This window comes from Lutibacter aestuarii, from assembly GCF_042676885.1.
Taxonomy (GTDB): domain Bacteria; phylum Bacteroidota; class Bacteroidia; order Flavobacteriales; family Flavobacteriaceae; genus Lutibacter; species Lutibacter aestuarii.
This window is the reverse complement of the sequence record NZ_JBHTIC010000005.1, coordinates 350,547-373,380: the sequence shown is the minus strand read 5'-3', so window position 1 is coordinate 373,380 and position 22,834 is coordinate 350,547. Positions and strand designations below refer to the sequence as shown.

Genomic DNA, 22,834 nt, shown 5'->3' with positions numbered 1-22,834 from the left:
TTTCAGAGCTTTTCTAGATAATTAATTGAATAATAAATGTTGTAATATTTTATTTACAAACAGCTTCTAGAGCATCTTCGATATCTCCAGGTGTGCTCATAATTTTCATAAATGTACCCATGGTCAACTCAGGCCAATGTAAGGCAAGTCTATACTTACCGTGTAACATAGTTGCTGTTTTATTTTGTAAAATAATTTCATAAGGCATTGCAGCAATATGGTCTTCACCAATTATTGGTAAAAAATGATTTTCACCTTCTTCTTTATTTTGCAATCCAATTCCAAATACTGCAACCTTTTCATTTTTATATACAATTTTATACACTTCAACTGTTTGCCCTTTTTTTGTTTTTAAATTATTTTCAATGGTTTTTAATCCTTCTTCAAAAGATGAAAATTCATTTAAAGTTATTGGATCTGTAAAGTAAGGCATCATTATTTTGTAATGATATTTTTTTAATTTATCAGCTTTTATACCCCCACCAAAAGGTTTAAATTCTACTCCAATACTAGATAGTGAAGATTTTAAATCTGAGTTAAACTTTTTAAAAGTGCTACTAAAAGTGTTGTAGTTGTCTCCAAGATAAGCTCTTAAAATATAATCAGGGTTGGTGTAAGAAATTGTAATTTTTCCATTTTCTTGTACTAATCCAATTTTAAAAGCTGCAGCTAATGCTCCTCTATCAGAGACTTTCACTACCGTGTTTTTTAAGTCTGTTCTAGTAAATACAAGTACCTTTAATCCAGCTTTATTTGAAGGACTATAATTACCTATAATATTAAATGAATTATTTTGTAAAGCCTGTGTAACTTTTTCAGTTACTTTTTGCATAGATTCACTAGACTCTCCCACTTTTATGTATGGTGCTACCTCTTGTCCAAAGGCGGTAAATGTCATTAAAATAATTGTGATACTACTAAAAATTAAGTTCTTCATAATTTTGATTATTAATTACTCAAAATTACTTTATAATGAATTTCACTTAGCTGATATAAGTCATTCTGTAACTATTGTTACAAGTTCAAAATATTTTGTAGTTTTATATCGCTATGATAAAGTTTTTGAAATTTGTACCTTTTCAATTAACCATATTTTTGGTGTTGGGCATTTTGGTTGGTAAATATTTTATAATCCAACCCCAACTAATAACACTACTTAATTTTTTTGCAATATTAATTTTAGCGATAGTTTATTATTTTGAAAATAAACGGTACTTACCTTCAATTAAGTTTTCCATTGCAGCTTTTTTAGCAATTTTTTTTATAGGAATTAATGCCATAGTTTTAAGTACTGAAAGCCATAAAAAAAATCATTATTCAGTTTATACCAAGTCTTCAAAAAATCAAAAATCTAAGAAAGTCATTACAATTAAAAAGGTTCTTAAACCTACGATGTTTTATGATAAATATGAAGCTGAAATTCTACAAGTAAATAATCAAATAACCTTAGGGAAAATTTTGGTTAATTTGGAAAGAGATTCTTCAAATGTAATTTTGAATGTTGGTGATACATTTATAGTTAACTCTGGTTTAAAAGAAATAAAAAAGCCTTTAAACCCGTATGAGTTTAATTATAAAAACTATTTGAAGAATCAACAAATCAATCATCAAATTATTATTTCTGAAAGAGAACTATTTTCCATTGCAAAAACAAATATTACCTTAAAAAATATTGCTGCTAAAATTAGAATAAAAATTATAAAATCATTAAAAAAATATGGGTTTAAAAATGATGAATTGGCAGTTGTAAATGCCCTAATTTTAGGTCAAAGACAAGACATCTCAGAAAGTTTATTGGAAAGTTATACAGGTGCTGGTGCCATACATATTTTGGCTGTATCTGGTTTACATATTGGTATTATATTAATGTTGTTAACATTTATTTTTAAGCCTATTAGTTATTTTAAACATGGTAAAACTTTGACTGCTGTAATAATTATACTATTGTTGTGGATGTATGCAATTATAGCAGGCTTGTCTCCATCGGTTGTAAGAGCTGTTGCAATGTTTACTGCCATTACTATTGGAATGTATTTAAATAGGCCTTCAAATGTTTACAACAGTTTAATAATTTCAATGTTTTTTTTGCTGCTTTTTCATCCTTTTTATTTGTTTGAAGTAGGTTTTCAATTAAGTTATTTAGCGGTATTTTTTATTGTGTGGATTCAGCCTAAATTATTTAATATATGGATTTCAAAAGTATGGATATTGAGAAAAATTTGGCAGTTGTTTACAGTTTCAATAGCTGCACAAATAGGTGTATTACCATTAAGTTTGTATTATTTTCACCAGTTTCCAAGCTTGTTTTTTATTTCTAATTTGGTAATTATTCCTTTTTTAGGAGTAATTTTAATAGTAGGAGTTATTATAATTGTTTGTGCTATTTTAAATATTTTACCTTCTATTGTAGGAGATTTTTATATTTTAATTATACAGAAGATGAATTTTTTTGTGAGCTGGATTGCTCATCAAGAAACATTTTTGTTTAAAAATATTCCATTTTCATTCAGCGCAATGCTCGCCAGTTATTTAGTTATAATTCTTTTTGTTAAATGGCAAGAAAAAAAATCAGTAATTCGTTTTAAATTTGTTCTTTTTTCAGTTATAGTTTTTCAAATAGTTGTATTGCTTGAAAAACAACAACTTGAAACCACCAATGAATTTATTGTTTTTAATAAAATAAAATCAGGTATTATTGTTCAGCGTTATGGAGATGATATCATTTTATTCTCTAAGGATTCAATTTCTAAAGAAAATTATCCAGTAAAGCCCTATCTTATAGAAGCTGGGATGCATAAGTTGAAAGTTCAAGCACCAAGAAATTTTTATCAATTTTTAAATACAACAGTTTTAGCTGTGGATAGCTTAGGAATTTATAATATTGAAACGATTAAACCAACGGCTATTTTATTACAATATTCCCCAAAAATTAATTTAGAGCGTTTGTTAAATACATTACACCCTAAGTTAATAATTGCAGATGGATCCAATTATAAAAACCTTGTGAAAAATTGGGAAGAAACTTGTTTAAAAAACAAAACTCCTTTTTACAATACCATGCAAAAAGGAGCTTTTATATTAAGAGAATAAGCTTTTAAATTACTCTTTAAATTCAGGTTTAAAGTTGGATGCATATTCCGTAAAAGCTTCTTGCGATTTGATGTTTTTATAATCTTCTTTTTTAATCAGCTTTAAAAATAATTCTAATTGTTGAGGTGTTTTATAACCTACTACGGGTGTTATTAAATTATTTTCTTCATCTAAAAATAACATAGTAGGGTAAGCTCTTACACCTAAATATCCAGATAATTGATGAGAGCTATTTCTTCCTTTTTTATTAGAATCAAAATTTGGGTTGGTAAAAGTTTCGCCTTTAAAATTTACTACTTCATTTCCTTCAGCATTAAACTTTACGGCATAAAAATTATCATTAATATACTTTACAACATCTTTATTTTGAAAGGTGTTTTTATCTAGCATTTTGCAAGGTCCACACCAAGTAGTATAAGCATCAACAAAAATTTTCTTTGGAGTTGTTTTTTGAGCGGTTAACGCTTCTTCAAAACTCATCCAATTTATTTTTTGGGCATAGGTTGTAATGCTCAAAAGCATTATTATTACTATAATTAATTTCTTCATATAACTATTTTAAATTCTATTTTTTAGTTTGACGATTAGTTTTTTTAAAAATTACACTTTAACTTAAATTTATTTAACACCATGCATTAGTTTTTTCAATACAGGGTTTAATAACAGCGCAATAATCCCAATAATTATTGGAACAAATGTAAATATTAAAAAGAAAGTTGAAATGTCGTACTTAGCGGTGATATCATCAATCATTGAACCCATTTTACCCGATGTTTTGTTTCCAATTGCCAAAGCTAAATACCAAACACCAAACATAAAGGCAATCATACGAGCAGGTACTAATTTACTAACATATGATAAACCTACAGGAGAAACACAAAGTTCGCCTAGAGTGTGGAAAAGATATGCAAGAATTAACCAAACGATACTTACAGAAGCTGTTTTAGCACCTTGAGGTATGCCCGAAGCACCATAGGCTAAAAAGGCAAAACCAATTCCTAAGAAAAAGAGCCCTATTGCATATTTGTTAGCGGGTTTAGGATTGTATTTGCTTTCCCACCATTTAGAAAATAGTGGTGCAAATGCAATGATAAATAAAGAGTTTAAAATTAAAAACCATGTAGCAGGAATTTGAATTTCATTTTCTTTTTTCTTAATAATAGTTGCGGAAATATTGGTATCAATTAATTCAGCTTGTTCATCTGTTAGGTACTTGTAGTTCACTCCTTTTTTATCAATATCAATAATAGCTATTTTATCATTTTTCACAAAATCATTGGCTGATCTAATCACTGTGGTATTGTCAACTAAAACAGCGTTTTCTGGCAGTTTTGTATTTGCAGTTATAGCGTATGTTTTAGTAGTTTCTTTACCTTGATTATTTGTCTCAGATATTTGATAAGTTTGATATGAAATTTCATAAGAATAGGTGTTGAAATTATTGTAAATTTTCCAAACAACAATTCCCCAAATTAATACAAAACTAAATCCTAAAATTAAGTTAGAAATCAAATATTTTTTAAAAGTTTGACGGAATAATAAAAATAAGACCCAAGTAATAATGGCAATTGGAACTACGGTTATAATGACATCAACAATATTAAAAATTAAGGCGGAATTTCCAGATAATATTCTACTAGTATAATCTTTAGCAAAAATACTCATTGATCCACCAGCTTGCTCAAATGATGCCCAAAAGAAGATAATAAAGAATGCAAAAATGACTACTGCAATCATTTTATCACGAGTTATTTTACTGTATCTTACAATACGTGATCCAAGTAAAAAGACAAATAAAACGAGAGTTACTAAAATGGTTTGACCTGAATAATCTGTCCCTCCAAACTCTAAAAAGTTTACCTCTCCAATTTTAGAAAGAGGATCATTAATAACCCATGTTAAACCTAGAGCTGCTACAATTACAATTATTATTTTATCAATTAATGTAAAAGGGTTTAATTTATCTTCAATTTCGGTATGGTCATCAGCTTCAATTTTTTTATTGTCTTTGTTAGGTTTACTTCCTGCTTCTCCAAAAATACCTTGTGCTAATGTAAATTGTAACAATCCAAGTAGCATAAAAATACCTGCCAATCCAAATCCCCAACTCCAACCTAAAATTTCACCTAAATAGCCACACAGCATAATTCCTAAAAAGGCTCCTGCATTAACTCCCATGTAAAAAATAGTATACGCGCCGTCTTTTTTCTCTGGAAAATCTTTGTAAAGAATAGAGATAAATGAACTCATATTAGGTTTAAAAAAACCAGTTCCAATAACTAATAAACCTAATCCTAAATATAAAAAGAAAGGAGTTTCTATTGCCATACTTGCGTGACCAAAAGTCATAATTAAAGCACCAATAATAATTGCTTTTCTATTTCCTAAATATTTATCGGCTAAAGTTCCACCAATTATTGGAGTTAAATATAGCAAAGCTAAATAAGTACCATACAATGCTAATGCATTTTCTCGAGGCCAATCCCAGCCCCCAATTCCCAAGGCACTTACTAAAAATAATACCAATAAGGCACGCATTCCATAAAATGAAAAGCGTTCCCACATTTCGGTAAAAAATAATACAAACAATCCCGCAGGATGCCCTAATACTTGGGTTTTAAAAAAATCATTATTTTCTCTACTCATTTTTTTAAGAATTAGATTCTGATTTCTCTCGTGGTTTAATTACCATTTTGTCATATAAGGAAAGAGCAATAATTGTAACTAACCCTATACCTACAATCACATACCATAATTTGTTTGGATTGTAATTTTCCCATAGCATATTTGTCATTTCCCAATGGTTCATACTTAACTTTTGTTCAGCCAAAGCAAAGTATTCGTTTTTTGAGAAAGGTAATGTTAAATTCTCTACTGTAATATTATTATTGCTAGCAAATTCTTGTATGGAAGTTTTAACAGTATTCCAATCAATATCTTCGGTTTTGCCTTTTACGTTAAAAGTATTTTTAAATTCATCAATAGACATATTAAGTGCATTTGAATATTTATCAATAAAACCTTCAGGGCTTAAAACTGTTGGCATATCAATATTTCTATTTCCCAATTCGGTTTGAAGTAATGTTAATTTATCGGACCACTTTTGGTATAAATTTCCTGAAATCAACTTTGTTAAGAAATTACCTGCCGCTACTGGTAAAAAATATGTTCCTTGGTAAAGGGCTTCTTTTCCTTTAGGTGAAATTAAAGCAATAAATGATGAGAACGTAGGGTTTGTTGTCATTTCACCAACTGCAAAAATTACAGTACCAATAATGGTATATATAAAATTGTTGGTGTAGAAAGTAATTCCAACACCAATAGCTGCTATAATAAATCCACGAATCATAGCACTTACGTGGCGCATTTTAATTACGAAATAGGAAACAAACATTTGTAAAAACACAATCATTAATGCATCAATATTTGTAAACCATTCAGCTTTTACTTGTCCGCCTTCAGTTAAAGTATTTGCTAAAAAAGGAATATTTTCATTAATCCAATTACTTAATGATGAGCTATCAACCCAATCTGTGATAAAATTTGGTAATGTGTAAAATAATTGGTTGAACATTGTCCAGAAACCAACCATTAATATTAGTAAAACTGTTAATTTAGTATCTTTTAAAGCTTCCCATATTTTAAACATAGAATCTTTAATAGCTTTTCCAATAGAGTCTTTTTCGACTTTTTCTCTTTCAGGTTCTTTAAAGAAAAGTAATAAGAAAACTAAATTAATACCTATTACAATTGCAGCTTGAATAAAAATTAATTTCCAACCATAGGTTGTTCTTAAATAAGAAGAAGAAGCAGGCCCAATAAACCCACCAATATTTACCATCATATAAAAAATACCAAAACCTAATGTTCCATTAGATTTGTTAGTGGATTTAGTAATAATTGCAGAAGCTACAGGCTTAAACATAGCAGCACCAATAGCTACAAATAAAAATACGAAGTACATACTCCAATAAGTATTTACTTCACCCATCATAAAATAACCTACTATTAAAATTAGATATGCTATTATTAATGATAATTTATAACCTATTCGATCTGCAATAACACCTGTAAATATTGGAAGCAAATATAATAATCCAGTAATATCAGACATAATATTACCTTTTTGTATATGATTAAAGCCTAACCCACCTTCATCAGTTGAACCAACCAAATACATAGCAAAAAGCGTCCAAAAGCCATACCAAGCCCAACGCTCCATTAATTCCATAAAGCTACCTAACCAAAAGGTTTTATTAAAAGAACCTAATGTTTGGATAAATGATTTATTTTCTGTACTCATATGTAATTATTTTAAAGAAAAGCTCAAGAAATGATTCACTTGAGCTTTACAAAATTAGTTATAAATAGTTTATCTCTTTTTTTATTAAAATTAAACAACACCGTGCATTAACTTTTTAAGTGGTTTGTTAAAAATTATAATCAGTAATGAAATACCAATTAATACAAATCCAATAGTTGAAAAGATTGAGATGTATTTATCTAAACCTTCTGCAGCGGTTAATACTTGTCCGCTATCACTATGCCCTCCAGTTAATGAAGCAATTTTACCTCCGACATAATTAGCAATTGCAAAACTTAAAAACCAAGCTCCCATTGCAGTACCAGCAATATTTTTCGGAGATAGTTTAGTTACCATTGATAATCCAATTGGGGATAAGAATAATTCACCAGTTGTATGCAATAGATAAAGAACTACTAACGTAATTAAAGGTACTTGATAAGCTTCATTTACAAATTGTAAACCAACATTAGTTACTAAAAACCCTAATGCCAGTTGTAAAATTCCGAAAGCAAATTTTAAAGGAATACTTGGGTTTTTACCTATGTTAGCAAGTTTTACCCACATTACTGAAAATATTGAACCAAAAACAATAATAAAGAATGGGTTAAAAAACTGGGTCATAGATGCAGGCATTTCCCAGCCAAAAATACTTCTATCAACATTTCTGTCAGCAAACAATGTTAATGAAGTTCCTGCTTGTTCAAAGCAAGCCCAAAAGGTAATGTTAATAATCATAAAAATTAATAAAGCTATCATTCTATCTTTCCAAATAGAAACTTTTTGTTCAGCGTCTGCGGTAATTCCTGCTTTGATTAATGTAAATGAAATAAATAAAAACAGACCAATTAAAATATAGTCCATCCAACTATTTTGAAGTATTAAAAAATAGCACACTGGGATTAAAAGTAACGATAAAATTCCGACCATATGTGCTTTGTTTAAAGGTCCAAAAACTTTTTGCTTACCTTCTTCGGTAAACCCTAATCCTTCTGCAGCTGCATAATTATTTCTACCTGTCCAAAAGATGATAAGTCCTAAAAGCATACCAATACCTGCTAAGCCAAAGCCATATTTAAAACCATAAGTTTCACCAACGTATGCAATAACGGTTGTAGCTAAAAGTGCTCCAATATTAATTCCTATATAAAAAATAGTAAATCCAGAATCTCTTCTTGGATCACCATCTTCATATAATTTACCAACAATTGTAGAAATATTTGCTTTAAAATAACCATTACCTATAATTAGTGCTCCCATACCAATCATTAAAAATTGTTCAGAACCTCCTAAAATTAAAAACTCACCAATAGCCATTAAAATAGCTCCTAATAAAACGGCATTTCTATATCCCAAAAATTTATCAGCCATTTTACCCCCAAGTATTGGAGCAGCATAAACCAATCCAGTATATGCTCCATAAATTAAAGCCGCATCCGCATCGCCTTTCATTAAAGATTTTACTAAATAAAGTGTTAAAAGTACTCTCATTCCATAGTAACAAACTCTTTCCCACATTTCAGAGAAAAACAGCGTCATTAGCCCTTGTGGATGTCCTTGCTTAATTTGATTATTTGTCATAATGATTATTTAAATTAAATTATTTAAAACAGTTTTTAGTTTTTGAAGCTTATTAATCTATAAAAGGCTTCATTGTATGTTCTTTTTTTCCTAAATTTTCTTTGATAAAAGTAGTCATTTTATTGTACAAATGTAATCTTGTGTTTTTACCTCTGTATATTCCATGTGTTCTATCTGGATAAATAGCTTGTTCAAAAGGTTTATTTGCTTCAATCAGCGCATTGGTTAAACGCATGGTATTTTGCACGTGTACATTGTCGTCCCCACTTCCATGAACTAACAAAAATTTACCTTTAAGCATATTAGCATAATTAATAGGAGAATTTTCATCATATCCTGCAGGATTTTCTTGAGGAGTTCTTAAAAATCGTTCTGTATAAACCGAGTCATAAAATCGCCAACTGGTTACAGGTGCAACTGCAATTGCCATTTTAAAAACATCATTTCCTTTTAATAAGCAGTTAGTACTCATATGTCCTCCAAAGCTCCATCCCCAAATACCAATTTCATTTGCATCAATATACGGTCTTTTAGCTAATTCTTTTGCAGCATCAATTTGATCTATAGTTTCGTATTTAACTAAATTTAGATAGGTTGATTTTTTAAATTCGGCACCTTTAAAACCTGTTCCTCTTCCATCAACACAAACTATAATATAACCTTGTTGAGCTAAATGTTGAAACCAATAATCGTTAGTTCCATTCCAACTATTACTAACAGATTGTGAACCTGGGCCAGAATATTGTGTCATAAATAGCGGATACTTTTTATTGGCATCAAAATTAGAAGGTTTTAATATCCAAGCATTAAACGCACCATGTTCAGTTTTTAAGGTAAAAAATTCTTTTTTGGAAAGCTTATAGGTGTTTAATTTTTCTAAAAGTTTTTGATTGTTTAGTACCTCTTTTAATTTTGTGCCTTTTGAATTATGAAGTGTATATATAGGCGGCGTATTAGCGTCAGAAAAAGTATTGATAAAATAATTTAAATTTTTACTAAATGAGGCATAATTGGTTCCTGATGCATTGGTTAATCTTTTTTTATCTTTTCCATTTAATTTTATAGAATAAATTGTTCGGTTGATAGAACCATCTTCAACAGATTGGTAATAAAGAGTTTTTGTTTTTTCATTAATACCATAAAAATTAGTGACTTCCCAATCACCATTTGTAATTTGGTTTTTTAGAACTCCTTCATTTGAATAATAATAAATATGATTAAATCCATCCTTTTCACTTGTCCAAATAAAGCTATTGTCTGTTAAAAAAGTTAAATTGTCATGAATATCTACATAAGCTTTGTCCGTTTCATTTAAAACAACCTTAGCAGAATTATCGGTAGCATTTATAAAGTATAAATTTAAATTGTTTTGATGGCGATTAAGTGTAGTTACGCTTAAAATATTAGCTTGATTAGTCCACTTTATTCTAGGAATGTATTCATAATCACCAACATTTATTTTTGAAGTTTTTTTGTTAAAAATGTTATACAAATGCAAGGTAACAACCGCATTTTTTTCACCCGCTTTTGGGTATTTAAAAACTTGTTGTGTTGGATAAAGGTTTTTACCTGTAATATCCATTGAAAAAGTTGGAACTTCAGTTTCATCAAAACGTAAAAATGCAATATTTGTACTATCTGCACTCCAATCAAAAGCTCTTACAAATGAAAATTCTTCTTCATATACCCAATCGCAAATACCATTAATAATAAAATTTTTCTTCCCATCAAAAGTTACTTGTGTTATTTCATTGGTTTCTAAATTTTTAATAAAAATATTATTGTTTTTTGCGTAGGCTACTTTTTTGCTATCTGGTGAAAAAGTAGGTTCTTGTATTTTGTCTTTATCAACTAATTGTAACTTTTTTGTAGCCAAATCATATACGTAAAAAACTCCTAAACTAGATCTTCTGTAAATAGGTTCTGAGTCTACACCAAGTAATAATTTTGTTTCATCATTATTAAAATTATAGCTTTCAAAATATTTTAAACCTTGTAAGTTTTTACTATCAACAATAGTTTCTACTTTTTCTAGTGTAGCATAACTATATTTATCAACTGAAGTGCTGCGTGAATTTCTATCAAAATTTAATAGGGAATAAAAATCTCCATTCATAGAATTTAAAGAATTCATTCTTTGGGTGCTAAAAGTGCCGTTCCAAATTTCTTCTAATGAAATGTCTTGTTTTTGCGCTGTTGCTAAGGAAGTTATACTAATAAATAGAATAAATAATTTTTTCATAAAATTATGATTTCTTAAAATAAGTGTCAAGTTTAAGAAAAATTTCGCAAAACGGACCTGAAAAAAATCATAAAAGTACTCATAAAGGATATTTGTTAAATTTTAATATTTAAAAAAATTATCTTTGTCAAAACAAAAAAACAGCACCATGCCCAAAACCGTAAATGGATTTTCAAAACTTACAAAACTTGAAAAAATAGATTGGTTAGTTTCAAATTTTTTTGATAATGATATTAAAGTGAAGCAAGTTTTAATGCAATATTGGAATGCAAATCCAATATTACAAGATTTACATGATGATTTTATTGAAAATACGATTTCTAATTTTTATGTACCCTTTGGAATTGCTCCAAACTTTCTTATAAATGGAAAGGATTATGCAATCCCTATGGCAATTGAAGAAAGTTCGGTGGTGGCTGCAGCCTCTTTGGTTGCTAAATTTTGGAGTACTAGAGGTGGGTTTAAGGCAAAAGTGATTTCTACAAAAAAAGTAGGTCAGGTCCATTTTATGTTTCAAAATAATAAGGGTGAACTTCAAACATACTTTAATCAAAAAAAAGAAGAGTTGTTGAAAGCTACAGAGACCATTACTCAAAACATGAAAAATCGAGGAGGTGGAATTTTAGATATTGAACTTCGAGATAAAACATCGGAATTAGCCAATTACTATCAGCTTCATGTCACATTTGAAACTGTAGATAGTATGGGCGCTAATTTTATCAACTCTTGTTTAGAAGCCATCGCTCATGAATTTGAAAAAGAAGGAATTCAAATAGTGATGAGCATTTTATCAAACTATGTTCCAGAATGTTTGGTTTATGCCGAGGTAAGTTGTAAAGTAGAAGAGTTGTATGCAGAAAATGCTGAATTGTTTGCTCAAAAATTTGTACAGGCTGTTCAAATAGCCAATGCAGAACCTCATCGAGCAGTAACTCATAATAAAGGAATTATGAATGGTATTGATGCAGTAGTAATTGCAACAGGGAACGATTTTAGAGCTATTGAAGCTGGTGCGCATGCCTACGCTTCAAAAAGTGGAACTTATAAAAGTTTAACAAATGCTTCTATTGAAAATGGAGTTTTTAAATTTTGGATTGAAATACCATTAGCGCTTGGCACCATTGGAGGATTAACATCTTTACATCCACTATCTAAACTTTCATTAAAATTATTAGGAAATCCATCCGCAAAAGAATTGATGGAAATTATTGCTGTTGCTGGTTTGGCACAAAATTTTGCAGCTTTAAGAGCCTTAACAACTACTGGAATTCAAAAAGGACATATGAAAATGCACTTAACTAACATTATAAAGCAGTTAGGTGCTAGTGAAGAGGAAAAGCAGTTTTTAATTAATTATTTTGAAAATAAAACCATTACTCATAATGCGGTTGTTGAAGCATATAAAAAATTAATAGGAGATAATTAACATGGAGTATTACAGCAATGGTAAATTATTACTTACAGGTGAATATTTTGTACTTGATGGAGCAACTTCATTAGCGGTTCCAACTACTTGTGGACAAAATTTGCAAGTAACATCAATAAAAGAGCCTCAGTTAATTTGGAATAGTTTCACTAATGAAGGAATTTGTTGGTTAGAAGTAATTTTTGATTTACCCAACCTTCGTTTAGTAAGTACAACTTTTGAAGCTAGTGAAGACGGAGGAAACGATACTTTAGCTGAAAATTTAAGAACTATTTTACAAGAAACACAAAAATTGAATCCTTCTTTTTTAAATTTAAATAATGGATTTAAGGTAAAAACCAATTTAACATTTCCAAAAAATTGGGGTTTGGGCACTTCTTCAACTTTAATTAATAACATAGCCAATTGGGCAAAAGTTAATCCATATCAATTACTTGAAAATACATTTGGTGGAAGCGGTTACGATATAGCTTGTGCACAATACAATACCCCAATTTTATATAAGAGAAATGGTGCTAAACCATTAATTGAGCAAGTAAATTTTAATCCAGTTTTTAAAAATCAATTGTATTTTGTGTATTTAAACAAAAAGCAAAATAGTAGAGAAGGAATTATACGTTACAAGAAGTTAAAAGGAAAATTAACTTCCGAAATTCAATATATTTCAAATTTGTCAACTTCATTTTTAACTTGTGATAAATTACAAGATTTTGAACAACTTTTAATTGAGCATGAGCAACTAGTTTCAAAAATTATTCAAATAAACCCAGTTCAAAAAGAATTATTTACCGATTATTTTGGGCAAACTAAAAGCTTAGGGGCTTGGGGAGGTGATTTTATTTTGGCAACAGGCAATAATGATACTCCTAACTATTTTAATAGCAAAGGTTTCCAAACAGTAATACCTTATACAGACTTAATTTTGTAATGAAAAAGAAATTTATCATTATTGGAGGTGGTGCTGCTGGCTTTTTTGCAGCAATTAATGCTGCAGAATTCAACCCTAATTTGGAAGTAATAATTTTAGAAGGGAGTAATAAAGTATTACAAAAAGTGAAAGTAAGTGGTGGTGGTAGGTGCAATGTAACACATGCTTGTTTTACACCAAGTGAATTGATAGAATTTTATCCTCGTGGAAAAAAAGAATTATTAGGCCCTTTTCATCAGTTTATGACTGGTGATACTATGGAATGGTTTGAAAAAAGAGGGATTTTGCTAAAAATTGAAAACGATAATCGAGTTTTTCCTGAAAGTAATTCTTCTCAAACTATCGTAGATTGTTTTTTAGAAAGTGCAAAAAATGTTGGAGTAAAAATTTTGACAAGTACTAGGGTTAATGCAATAGATAAACAACAAGAAAAGTATCAAATTACTACTGAAAAAAATAATTTTGAAGCTGATTACCTGTTAGTAGCTACAGGAAGTAATTCTAAAGTATGGAACATGGTTGAAAAATTAGGACATTCTATTATTGAACCAGTACCATCGTTATTTACGTTTAATATTTCAAATCAATTATTAAAAGATATTCCTGGTATTTCTGTTCCAAATGCATCCATTAAAGTGTTGAATTCTAAATTATTTGAACAAGGTCCTTTATTAATTACTCATTGGGGGTTAAGTGGACCAAGTATTTTAAAGCTTTCAGCTTGGGGAGCTCTTGAATTGAATGCAAAAGAATATCAATTTGAAATTGAAGTAAATTGGCTATCTAAAAAATACGAAACTATTCTAGAATTTTTAAAATCCACAAAGAAACAACAATCAAAAAAACAAGTTATAATAAGGTCTATTTTTGAAGAAATTCCAAAAAGATTGTGGGAAAAATTAGTAACAGCATCTCAAATACCAGTAAATTTTCAATGGGCGCAGCTTAGTAATTTACAGTTAGAAAATTTAGCTAAGCAGCTTACTCAAAGTGTTTTTAAAGTTACTGGAAAAAGTACATTTAAAGAGGAATTTGTAACAGCAGGAGGAGTAGATTTAAAAGAAATTAATTTTAAACGCTTTGAAAGTAAGCTTCATAAAAATTTATTTTTTGCAGGTGAAATTTTAAATATTGATGCAATTACAGGTGGTTTTAACTTTCAAAATGCTTGGACTAGCGGTTGGATTGTTGCTAATACTATTTCTACTTTATAAAAAATGAAAATACAAATAAGATATAAAAGATTGCACCTGAGATGGATTTTTGTTTTCGGATTATTTTGGCTGGTTTTAGGGATAATAGCAATCACAAATAATTTTGAAAACTATTTAAACTATGGCTATTTAATAGTGGCATTGCTTTATTTTGGAATTTATTTTTTTAAAAGTAAGAAGCAATACCTGACTTTTGAAAATAATGTAATTACGTTAAATAAATTAATTCCTAAAAAAATAAATTTAGCAGATTTAAAACAACTTAAAAAAAATGGTAAAGACTACATTTTGAAATCAGATATTGAGGTACTATACATTAAAACTAGTTTGATTGATAAAAATTCACGTAAAGATTTGAATACAATCTTGAAAAATTGGAAAGCTAATTAAGCCAATTGTCCACGGTGAGGTTTTAAAGCATCTCTATAAATTTTCATAGCTGTTTCATCTATGGTTATAAATGCAATACTATGCATTTCAGAAATTGCAATAAAATTGATTTCATAAAAATGTAGTTTTTTAATATTGGCAAATTCTTTTAAATGAATGCAATGGTGTTCAGCAGTTTTTAATGAAGTTGAACCTTTAAAATCCCAAATGAGTTTTAGTTTTTTATTCAAGAGTATTCTTTTTTATAGGTGACTTATATAAATTAATAAATTTCCACTTTTATATGAAATAACTACCGTTTCTTCATCGGCTTTATTTCTAGTTCCAATTCGTTCGCCAAAAGTTAAATCTTCATTTTTAAGTGGGTATTTTAGCCCTTTAGTGCTTATTCCGTAAGCATTTGGAAAAGGAATTAAAGAAATATTCCTGCCTTTTACTTTAGTTAACTCAATGTGTTCTTTAATAAAAAAATATTTTCCAAAGTCATCAAAAAATGAAATAGATACATCTAATTTCCATTGTAAAGCAGTACTTATATTTCCTAAAAAATGGTCGTGTTCTTTTCCACTTCCTCCATAAACATCAATATAATAATAACCTCGTTGTTTTAAAATTTGTAATGCTTTTTCAAAGTCGGTATACTCTTGGTTAGGTGTTTTAATTACCTCAACAGTTGTAGGTATATTGTGTATAGAGTCAAAATCTCCAGTAACTAAATCGGGTAATATGTTGTTTGCTTCAAAATGGTTGTAGGCACCATCAATGGCACATACCATATCGTAATATGATAAGTTTGGAATTTCTTTTGGAGCATCACCATTAAGTAATAAAAAAGCCTTTTTAGTTTTCATTAAAGCAAAAGTAACTAAAAAGGCTTTCCCAGTAGAATTTTTATTCTTTAGATTTTAGATCAATCATTCGTTGCTTGTGATTTACACTTCCACTCAACTCGTAAGCTTTTGTTATAAACTTTAAAGCATTTTTGTAATCTTCCTGAGACTCATAGTATTCGGATAGTGAATCATATGCGTTTGCACTATCAGGATAATATTTAACACCCATTTCAAAGAATAGCTTAGCCTTTTGAGGTTGACCCATTTGTAGGTTCATATAACCATAACCATTGAGCATTTCTTCAAGCATAGGTGGAACTGTATACCCAAAGTTTTTAGCATAAATATTCGTTTGTTCATTTAGCATTTCCTTGATTTCATCAACAGTAGTTTCAGGGTTATTGTATTTAGGTGGGTTTTTAAATTGAAACCATTTAAAAATAAAAACTAATCCATCTCTAATTGATGGCAAAGGAACAGTTCCGTGTAAATCTTCAGGATATATCTTCCATAAAAAGTTTAATTGGTTTTCATTTTGTGTTTCTGCAAACCTTGAAAATTCTATGATTGAACGCCCAAACAGCGTAAACTCAGATGTGTTGTTCATTACATTTTCAGTAGTAATTGTTTCATCCATCATATGCAATTGTTCTGCTGCAAGTGATACAAAAAGAGATTTCCCTTTAAAATTTTCAATAGCTAATTTTTGTTTGGCTTCTTTTAATAGTTTTTGATTGTCCCAATCTAAACTTGGATCAATTGCAATGTAGTTTTTAAAATTTTCAGAATGATTTAACAACATATTTATGGTAAACAATCCTCCGTAAGAATGACCAATTAAAGTTCTATAATTAGTCGTTTTGTAATTTTTATCAATGTAAGGTATGAGTTCAGTTTTAATGTATTTAGTAAACTCTTCAGCACCACCAGTATCTTGTTTGAATGCTGATCCACGTCGCGTTTTTATTTTTGAAGTGGTTAAATCTCTAGTTCTATTTGTTTGATTAGAAATTCCAACTAAAATCATATGTGGTAAATAATGTCCCCAATAGTTTGATTGTACAGTTTCTAAAGTGCTTAAAAGCACACTTCCATCTAAAATATAAACAACTGGATATTTTTCAGAACTGTCGGGGTTATAATTTTCAGGTAGTTGGATCCAGAATTTTTTGTGAGTTTCAAAAGTGTTGGAATATAGGCTGTCGGATTTAACAACGTGATTTAAATAATAATTACCTTTTGAAGATTGAGAATAACCTGAAAAGGAAATTAGAAGCATTAAAATTACCTTAAAAGTTGATGACAAAATTTTGTTCATTGATGTGATTTTAGATTTAGTAATAAGAAAAGCCTTTAGAGTAGTATTTTGCATTAAACATTACTTTAAAGGCGTGTTAGTTTTTTATATGTAATGGATTGAATAATTATTTTTTTAGAACTGATAAAAGTATAATTCCCGCTCTACCAACTAAGAATATCACCATTCCAAAAGTTGGGCTCAATAGCGCTATCTTTAATCCAGCAGCTAATACCGAAGGAGCAACATCTCCTGCTGCTTGAATTGAATCAAAAGCACCGATCAAACCAATTAGTTGTCCTAAAAAACCCCACACCAAAGCGAATAAACTTATGTGGCTAATTAATTTTTTAGTTTTTCCTTCAGCGTCACCTTTCAAAAATGCTTTAATAATTAGTGCTATAACTATTAAAAACATTATTAACATTGGATACGTAAAAGTTGGTCCTCCATCGTTTAAAAGATTGATAATTAAAAAATTCATTTTATTTATTTTTTAGTGTTAATACACTTCAAAAGTATTCCTTAAAAAGTCTGATGGATTCAAAATTCGATGGAATACAAGAAATGAATTGTTAACACCCAAATTAGTCCATTTTTTGGTAAACTTGATTAGTTTATGTCAAATATCGCTACTTTTTTGAATTCTATCGCAAAAGGAGTTACTTTTAACTGAAAAAGCTTGATATTGCACCATTAATGAAACTATCAAAAGAAGTTTATAAAGGGTTAATTACAGTTGTTTCTCATTTAGTTTTCTGGCTGATTATATATTTCATTTATACCTATTTTTTAGGATATGGAAGTAATAATACGGAGTATGTAAATAAGTTTTCAATTTATTTAATGCCAGTAACTATATGTGTTAGTTATTTCTTTTTATACTTTTTAATTCCCAAATATTTACTCACTAAAAAACAAGGACTGTTCTTGCTATATAGTGTTTATACATTTATAGTTTCAGCTTTTTTGATTATACTATCCATACTTTATGCTTTAGTTTTTTTAATTGAATTAAACTCAAAAGGAACACCACCACTAACTAAATCGTTACCATTTATAATTTTGGGAGTTTATTTTGTGGTTTTAATGGTGATTGTTTTTGGATTGGTTTTATATAATTATAAATCAATTGTAAAAAATGAAGATTTAAAAAATAAGTTTTTGCAAACCCAGTTACAATTAAAAGAGCAAGAGTTGAAGTTTTTGAAAATGCAGATTCACCCACACTTTTTATTTAATTCATTGAATACGATTTACGGATTTGCACTTAAAAAAGGAGATGAAACTCCAGATATGATTTTAAAACTCTCTAATTTGTTAGATTATATTTTATATCAAGTTAAAAAACCAACTGTAAATTTAATTGAAGAAATCAATCATATTAATGAGTATATTGAGTTAGAAAGAATTAGGTTTCAGGATACTTTAAAAGTTAGTTTTAATTCAGATATTGAAAATGAGTCAATTCAAATTCCTCCAATGTTACTAATTCCTTTTGTTGAAAACGCTTTTAAACACGGAAGTATAGTAAATGGTATTTTAACTATTGAGATTGCTATTGAGCAATATAAAAATGAATTTAATTTCAGTATAAAAAACACAGTAAAAGAATCAGTCAATAATATTGAAAAAGGAATTGGATTGGAAACAGTTAAAAAGCGATTGGATTTATTATTTAACAATGATTATGAGTTAAATATTGATGAATCTAATGATAATTTCAATGTTCAATTATTCATTAAAAACTTATAAAAATGACAAATAAAATAAATTGTTTGGTTGTTGATGACGAACCAATGGCCCGTGAAATTCTGAACAGTCATTTAAAAAAAATTGAAGTTATAAAAGTTATTTCAACATGTAAAAATGCCATAGAAGCGTTTAATATAATTAATACAAATCCAATTGATTTGATATTTTTAGACATTAATATGCCCGAAATTTCAGGGCTTTCTTTTGCAAAGTCAATTAACAAAAACATTAAAGTAATATTTACAACAGCTTATAGAGAATATGCAGTAGATGGGTTTAATTTGCAGGCAGTAGATTATTTATTAAAACCCATATCATTTGAGCGTTTATTACAAGCAGTAAATAAATATGTAGGTGAAAATACTTTTGAAATAATTGAAGAAAAAGTTGAAATTAAACAGAAAAAAAGTGAATTTATATTTGTGCGTGCTGATAGAAAAATGGTAAAAGTAAACTTTTCAGAAATTCAATACATAGAAAGTTTTAGTGATTATTTAAAAATTCATTTATTAGATAAGCTAATTGTAACCAGAGAAACCATTACAAGTATTGAAGCAAAATTACCTCAAAATGAATTTATAAGAATTCATAGATCATTCATAGTTTCAATTTATAAAATAAACTCGTTTACTAACGAATTTATTGAAATAAAAAATAAAGCACTTCCAATTAGTAGAAGTTATAAAAAAGAGGTTTTACAAAGGTTAGAAAATGTTTAGCTAAAACAATTATCTTTGTCAAAATTTTTTATTTTGATTGAAACCGATTTTATTTTATCCGATTTTTCTTTATCCAAAATACAAGAAGGCGCAGTTACATGGAAAACACCAAGTAATATTGCATTGGTTAAATATTGGGGGAAACAAGAACCCCAAATACCTAAAAACACTTCTATCAGTTTTACATTAGATGCTTGTTTTACCTTAACTACACTAGAATTCAAGTTGAAAACCAAGCTTCAACCAGAGTTTAATTTTGAAATTTATTTTGAAGGAGAAAAAAAAGATGATTTTAAGCCAAAAATTGAAAAGTTTTTTGAAAGAATTGAACAATATGTGCCTTTTTTAAAACGATTTGATTTGGTAATTAAAACTCGCAACTCTTTTCCTCACAGTAGTGGAATAGCTTCTTCAGCTAGTGGTATGAGTGCTTTGGCATTGTGTATTATGAGTTTAGAAAAGCTAATTAAACCAACAATTTCACAAGAATTTTTTAATAAAAAAGCTTCTTTTTTAGCTCGTTTAGGATCGGGGAGTGCCTGCAGAAGTATAGAAGGTGAATTAATTGTTTGGGGAAATCATTCTAAAATTGAAGGAAGTTCTAATTTGTTCGGCGTAAAATATCCCTATAAAGTTCACAAAAATTTTAAAAATTATCATGATACAATTTTGTTAGTTGACGAAGGTGAAAAACAGGTATCAAGTACAATAGGACATCAATTAATGTTGAACCATCCTTTTGCTCAACAGCGATTTAAACAAGCGAATGATAATGTTTTAAAAATATCAGAAATACTTCAAAATGGAAATCTAAAGCAGTTTATAGAAATTGTAGAAAGTGAAGCATTAAGTTTACATGCAATGATGATGACAAGTAATCCTTACTTTATTTTAATGAAGCCCAATACTTTAAAAGTTATAAATAAAATATGGGAGTACAGAACAATAACCAAATCAAATGTTTGTTTTACGTTAGATGCTGGTGCAAACGTTCATGTATTATTTCCAGAAGAGGAAAAAGAGAGTGTTAATAATTTTATAATAAATGAGTTAGTTCAATTTTGTCAAGAAAATCATTATATTTGCGATAGAATTGGATTAGGGGCAAAACGATTATCCAATATTTAAACTTATGAAAGGACCGCTTTTTTACGCGAAAATTTTACTTTTTGGAGAATATGGAATTATTAAAGATTCCAAAGGCTTAGCCATTCCTTATAATAGTTATAAAGGAGCATTAAAAAAATCTGAAAATTTAACAGATATTGCTGAAAAATCAAATCAAAATTTACAAAAGTTTTACCATTATTTACAAAATTTAAACAATGAAAACTTAGTAAGTTTTAGATTGAATGAGTTTAAAGCAGATATCGATGCAGGAATGTATTTTGATTCAAGCATTCCTCAAGGTTATGGGGTTGGAAGTTCAGGAGCTTTAGTTGCTTCAATATATGATAAGTATGCCACTAACAAAATTACCGTTTTAGAGAATTTAACTAGAGATAAATTGCTTAAATTAAAAGAAATATTTTCTTTGATGGAATCTTTTTTTCACGGAAAAAGTTCTGGTCTAGATCCTTTAAACTCTTATTTAAGTATTCCAATATTAATCAATTCTAAAGATAATTTAGAAGCTACAGGCATTCCTTCTCAAAGAGAAGGTAAAGGAGCTGTTTTTTTATTAGATTCAGAAATAATTGGTGAAACCGAACCAATGGTCAATATTTTTATGAATAAAATGAAGAATGAAGGCTTTAGAAAAATGTTGAATGAAGATTTCGCTAAATTTACAGATGCTTGTATTGATGACTTTCTGCATGGCAATGTAAAATCTTTATTTGAAAACGTAAAGCAATTGTCAAAAGTAGTTTTAGATAATTTTCAACCGATGATTCCTAAACGTTTTCATACAATTTGGCAAAAAGGCTTAGAGTCTAACGATTATTATTTGAAACTATGTGGTTCTGGTGGAGGTGGTTATATATTAGGGTTTACGGAAGATTTTAACAAAACTAAAAGTATTTTAAATGAGTATAAACTTGAATTAGTTTATAGATTTTAAAACTTAAACGTTATCATTTTTCAAATGATAAAAACGATTGCTTACTTTTATGGATTTACTTGAGATTTCTAAAAATAACAGTAAAAAAAACGCTCCGTTTTATGTTAAAATGTTAAGTTTATTTTCTGTTGTTAGAGGCTATAATATATTACTTATTATAATAGCTCAATATTTAGCTTCAATTTTTATTTTTTCTCCAGAAAAATCTCTCAAACATGTACTGTTAGATATTGATTTGTATTTTATTGTTTTGGCAACTACTTGTGTTATAGCTGCAGGTTATATTATCAATAATTTTTATGATTATGAAACAGATAAAATAAATAAACCATTAAAAACTAAATTAGATGCTATAGTTGACCAAAAAATAAAACTTCCTATTTACTTTATTCTTAATTTTCTAGGATTTATTTTTGGATTGTTAGTTTCTTGGAGAGCAGCGTTGTTTTTCTCGGTGTATATTTTCTCAATTTGGCTGTATTCACATAAGTTAAAAAAATACCCATTAACAGGTTTATTCTCTGCGGCCATATTAGCTTTACTTCCTTTTTTTGCTGTTTTTGTTTATTATAAAAACTTCTCCGAAATTATTTTTACACATGCAGCGTTCTTATTTTTTGTCTTATTAATTAGAGAATTGGTAAAAGATTTGGAACGAATTAAAGGCGATTTTGTTAAAAATTATCAAACAATAGCTGTAAAATATGGGGAGTATTTTACTAAAATATTAATTTCTTTTTTAGTAGTATTAACATTAAATCCTATTTATTTTTTATTAAAATATCCTGAAATAGGAGGGATGAAATATTACTTTTATGCAAGTGTTTTAATTTTAATTTTATTTTTATGCTTTTTATGGTTTAGCAAAAGTAAGCGAAACTATGTGTTGCTCCATTGGATGTTAAAATTACTAATTCTAGCAGGAGTATTTAGCCTCGCTTTAATTGACTATTCAGTATTAATTGAGCGTATTATTCCAAATTAAGATAATTTT

Annotated in this window: 20 protein-coding genes; 10 read left to right on the top strand and 10 right to left on the bottom strand. The window is 28.6% G+C overall.

Annotation, left to right across the window (positions count from 1 at the left end; all coding sequences use genetic code 11):
* Positions 1-49: 49 nt before the first annotated feature.
* Positions 50-937, bottom strand: coding sequence for a hypothetical protein (locus ACFQZW_RS04230; protein WP_386781539.1), 888 nt, complete (start codon positions 935-937; stop codon positions 50-52).
* A gap of 125 nt (positions 938-1,062) precedes the next feature.
* On the opposite strand from ACFQZW_RS04230, the gene ACFQZW_RS04225 reads away from it, so the two are divergent.
* Positions 1,063-3,090 carry a ComEC/Rec2 family competence protein gene (locus tag ACFQZW_RS04225; RefSeq protein ID WP_386781538.1) on the top strand — a complete coding sequence of 676 codons (2,028 nt, stop codon included), beginning with the start codon at positions 1,063-1,065 and terminating at the stop codon, positions 3,088-3,090.
* A 9-nt stretch (positions 3,091-3,099) separates the two neighbouring features.
* On the opposite strand, the gene ACFQZW_RS04220 is transcribed toward ACFQZW_RS04225, so the two are convergent.
* From ACFQZW_RS04220 to ACFQZW_RS04200, 5 genes are all read right to left on the bottom strand, one after another.
* Positions 3,100-3,639 (bottom strand): thioredoxin family protein, encoded by a 540-nt coding sequence (locus tag ACFQZW_RS04220; RefSeq protein WP_298265048.1) that lies wholly within the window; start codon positions 3,637-3,639, stop codon positions 3,100-3,102.
* Between the two features lie 69 nt (positions 3,640-3,708).
* Positions 3,709-5,736 (bottom strand): peptide MFS transporter, encoded by a 2,028-nt coding sequence (locus ACFQZW_RS04215; RefSeq protein WP_372801710.1) that lies wholly within the window; start codon positions 5,734-5,736, stop codon positions 3,709-3,711.
* A gap of 4 nt (positions 5,737-5,740) precedes the next feature.
* Complete coding sequence (locus ACFQZW_RS04210) at positions 5,741-7,393, bottom strand: MFS transporter (RefSeq protein ID WP_372801712.1); 1,653 nt, start codon at positions 7,391-7,393, stop codon at positions 5,741-5,743.
* Between the two features lie 90 nt (positions 7,394-7,483).
* Complete coding sequence (locus ACFQZW_RS04205) at positions 7,484-8,974, bottom strand: peptide MFS transporter (protein WP_298265038.1); 1,491 nt, start codon at positions 8,972-8,974, stop codon at positions 7,484-7,486.
* Positions 8,975-9,026: 52 nt separating this feature from the next.
* Positions 9,027-11,216 carry a S9 family peptidase gene (locus tag ACFQZW_RS04200; protein WP_386781537.1) on the bottom strand — a complete coding sequence of 730 codons (2,190 nt, stop codon included), beginning with the start codon at positions 11,214-11,216 and terminating at the stop codon, positions 9,027-9,029.
* A gap of 148 nt (positions 11,217-11,364) precedes the next feature.
* Here ACFQZW_RS04200 and ACFQZW_RS04195 point away from each other — a divergent pair, with 148 nt between their 5' ends.
* The 4 genes from ACFQZW_RS04195 to ACFQZW_RS04180 are packed head-to-tail and all read left to right on the top strand — an operon-like array spanning position 11,365 to position 15,174.
* Positions 11,365-12,642, top strand: a complete 1,278-nt coding sequence (locus tag ACFQZW_RS04195) for a hydroxymethylglutaryl-CoA reductase, degradative (RefSeq protein ID WP_298265262.1) — start codon at positions 11,365-11,367, stop codon at positions 12,640-12,642.
* 1 nt (position 12,643) lies between these two features.
* Positions 12,644-13,570: a GYDIA family GHMP kinase gene (locus ACFQZW_RS04190; RefSeq protein ID WP_386781536.1), complete on the top strand. Its 927-nt coding sequence runs from the start codon at positions 12,644-12,646 to the stop codon at positions 13,568-13,570.
* Positions 13,570-14,784 (top strand): BaiN/RdsA family NAD(P)/FAD-dependent oxidoreductase, encoded by a 1,215-nt coding sequence (locus tag ACFQZW_RS04185; RefSeq protein ID WP_298265031.1) that lies wholly within the window; start codon positions 13,570-13,572, stop codon positions 14,782-14,784. The genes ACFQZW_RS04190 and ACFQZW_RS04185 overlap by 1 nt, the downstream gene beginning before the upstream one ends.
* A 3-nt stretch (positions 14,785-14,787) precedes the next feature.
* A complete protein-coding gene (locus ACFQZW_RS04180; protein ID WP_386781535.1) occupies positions 14,788-15,174 on the top strand; it encodes a hypothetical protein in 387 nt (128 codons plus the stop codon).
* Here the strand turns inward: ACFQZW_RS04180 and ACFQZW_RS04175 are convergent.
* The 4 genes from ACFQZW_RS04175 to ACFQZW_RS04160 all read right to left on the bottom strand — a co-directional run bounded on the left by ACFQZW_RS04175 (position 15,171) and on the right by ACFQZW_RS04160 (position 17,788).
* Complete coding sequence (locus ACFQZW_RS04175) at positions 15,171-15,404, bottom strand: hypothetical protein (RefSeq protein ID WP_372801858.1); 234 nt, start codon at positions 15,402-15,404, stop codon at positions 15,171-15,173. The genes ACFQZW_RS04180 and ACFQZW_RS04175 overlap by 4 nt on opposite strands.
* 12 nt (positions 15,405-15,416) lie before the next feature.
* Positions 15,417-16,025 (bottom strand): thiamine diphosphokinase, encoded by a 609-nt coding sequence (locus ACFQZW_RS04170; RefSeq protein ID WP_298265022.1) that lies wholly within the window; start codon positions 16,023-16,025, stop codon positions 15,417-15,419.
* 40 nt (positions 16,026-16,065) lie between these two features.
* The gene (locus ACFQZW_RS04165) at positions 16,066-17,325 is read right to left on the bottom strand and encodes an alpha/beta hydrolase-fold protein (RefSeq protein WP_298285970.1); all 1,260 of its coding nucleotides are present in this window, start codon (positions 17,323-17,325) and stop codon (positions 16,066-16,068) included.
* 106 nt (positions 17,326-17,431) lie between these two features.
* Positions 17,432-17,788, bottom strand: a complete 357-nt coding sequence (locus tag ACFQZW_RS04160; protein ID WP_298265017.1) for a MotA/TolQ/ExbB proton channel family protein — start codon at positions 17,786-17,788, stop codon at positions 17,432-17,434.
* A gap of 215 nt (positions 17,789-18,003) precedes the next feature.
* Between ACFQZW_RS04160 and ACFQZW_RS04155 the strand changes: the two genes are divergently transcribed.
* The 5 genes from ACFQZW_RS04155 to ACFQZW_RS04135 are packed head-to-tail and all read left to right on the top strand — an operon-like array spanning position 18,004 to position 22,825.
* The gene (locus tag ACFQZW_RS04155; protein WP_298265014.1) at positions 18,004-19,059 is read left to right on the top strand and encodes a sensor histidine kinase; all 1,056 of its coding nucleotides are present in this window, start codon (positions 18,004-18,006) and stop codon (positions 19,057-19,059) included.
* Positions 19,060-19,061: 2 nt separating this feature from the next.
* A complete protein-coding gene (locus tag ACFQZW_RS04150; protein ID WP_298265011.1) occupies positions 19,062-19,778 on the top strand; it encodes a LytR/AlgR family response regulator transcription factor in 717 nt (238 codons plus the stop codon).
* A gap of 15 nt (positions 19,779-19,793) precedes the next feature.
* Positions 19,794-20,906: a diphosphomevalonate/mevalonate 3,5-bisphosphate decarboxylase family protein gene (locus ACFQZW_RS04145; protein WP_386781534.1), complete on the top strand. Its 1,113-nt coding sequence runs from the start codon at positions 19,794-19,796 to the stop codon at positions 20,904-20,906.
* Between the two features lie 4 nt (positions 20,907-20,910).
* Positions 20,911-21,840 carry a mevalonate kinase family protein gene (locus ACFQZW_RS04140; protein WP_386781533.1) on the top strand — a complete coding sequence of 310 codons (930 nt, stop codon included), beginning with the start codon at positions 20,911-20,913 and terminating at the stop codon, positions 21,838-21,840.
* A 49-nt stretch (positions 21,841-21,889) separates the two neighbouring features.
* Positions 21,890-22,825, top strand: a complete 936-nt coding sequence (locus ACFQZW_RS04135; protein ID WP_298265007.1) for a geranylgeranylglycerol-phosphate geranylgeranyltransferase — start codon at positions 21,890-21,892, stop codon at positions 22,823-22,825.
* Positions 22,826-22,834 lie beyond the last annotated feature (9 nt).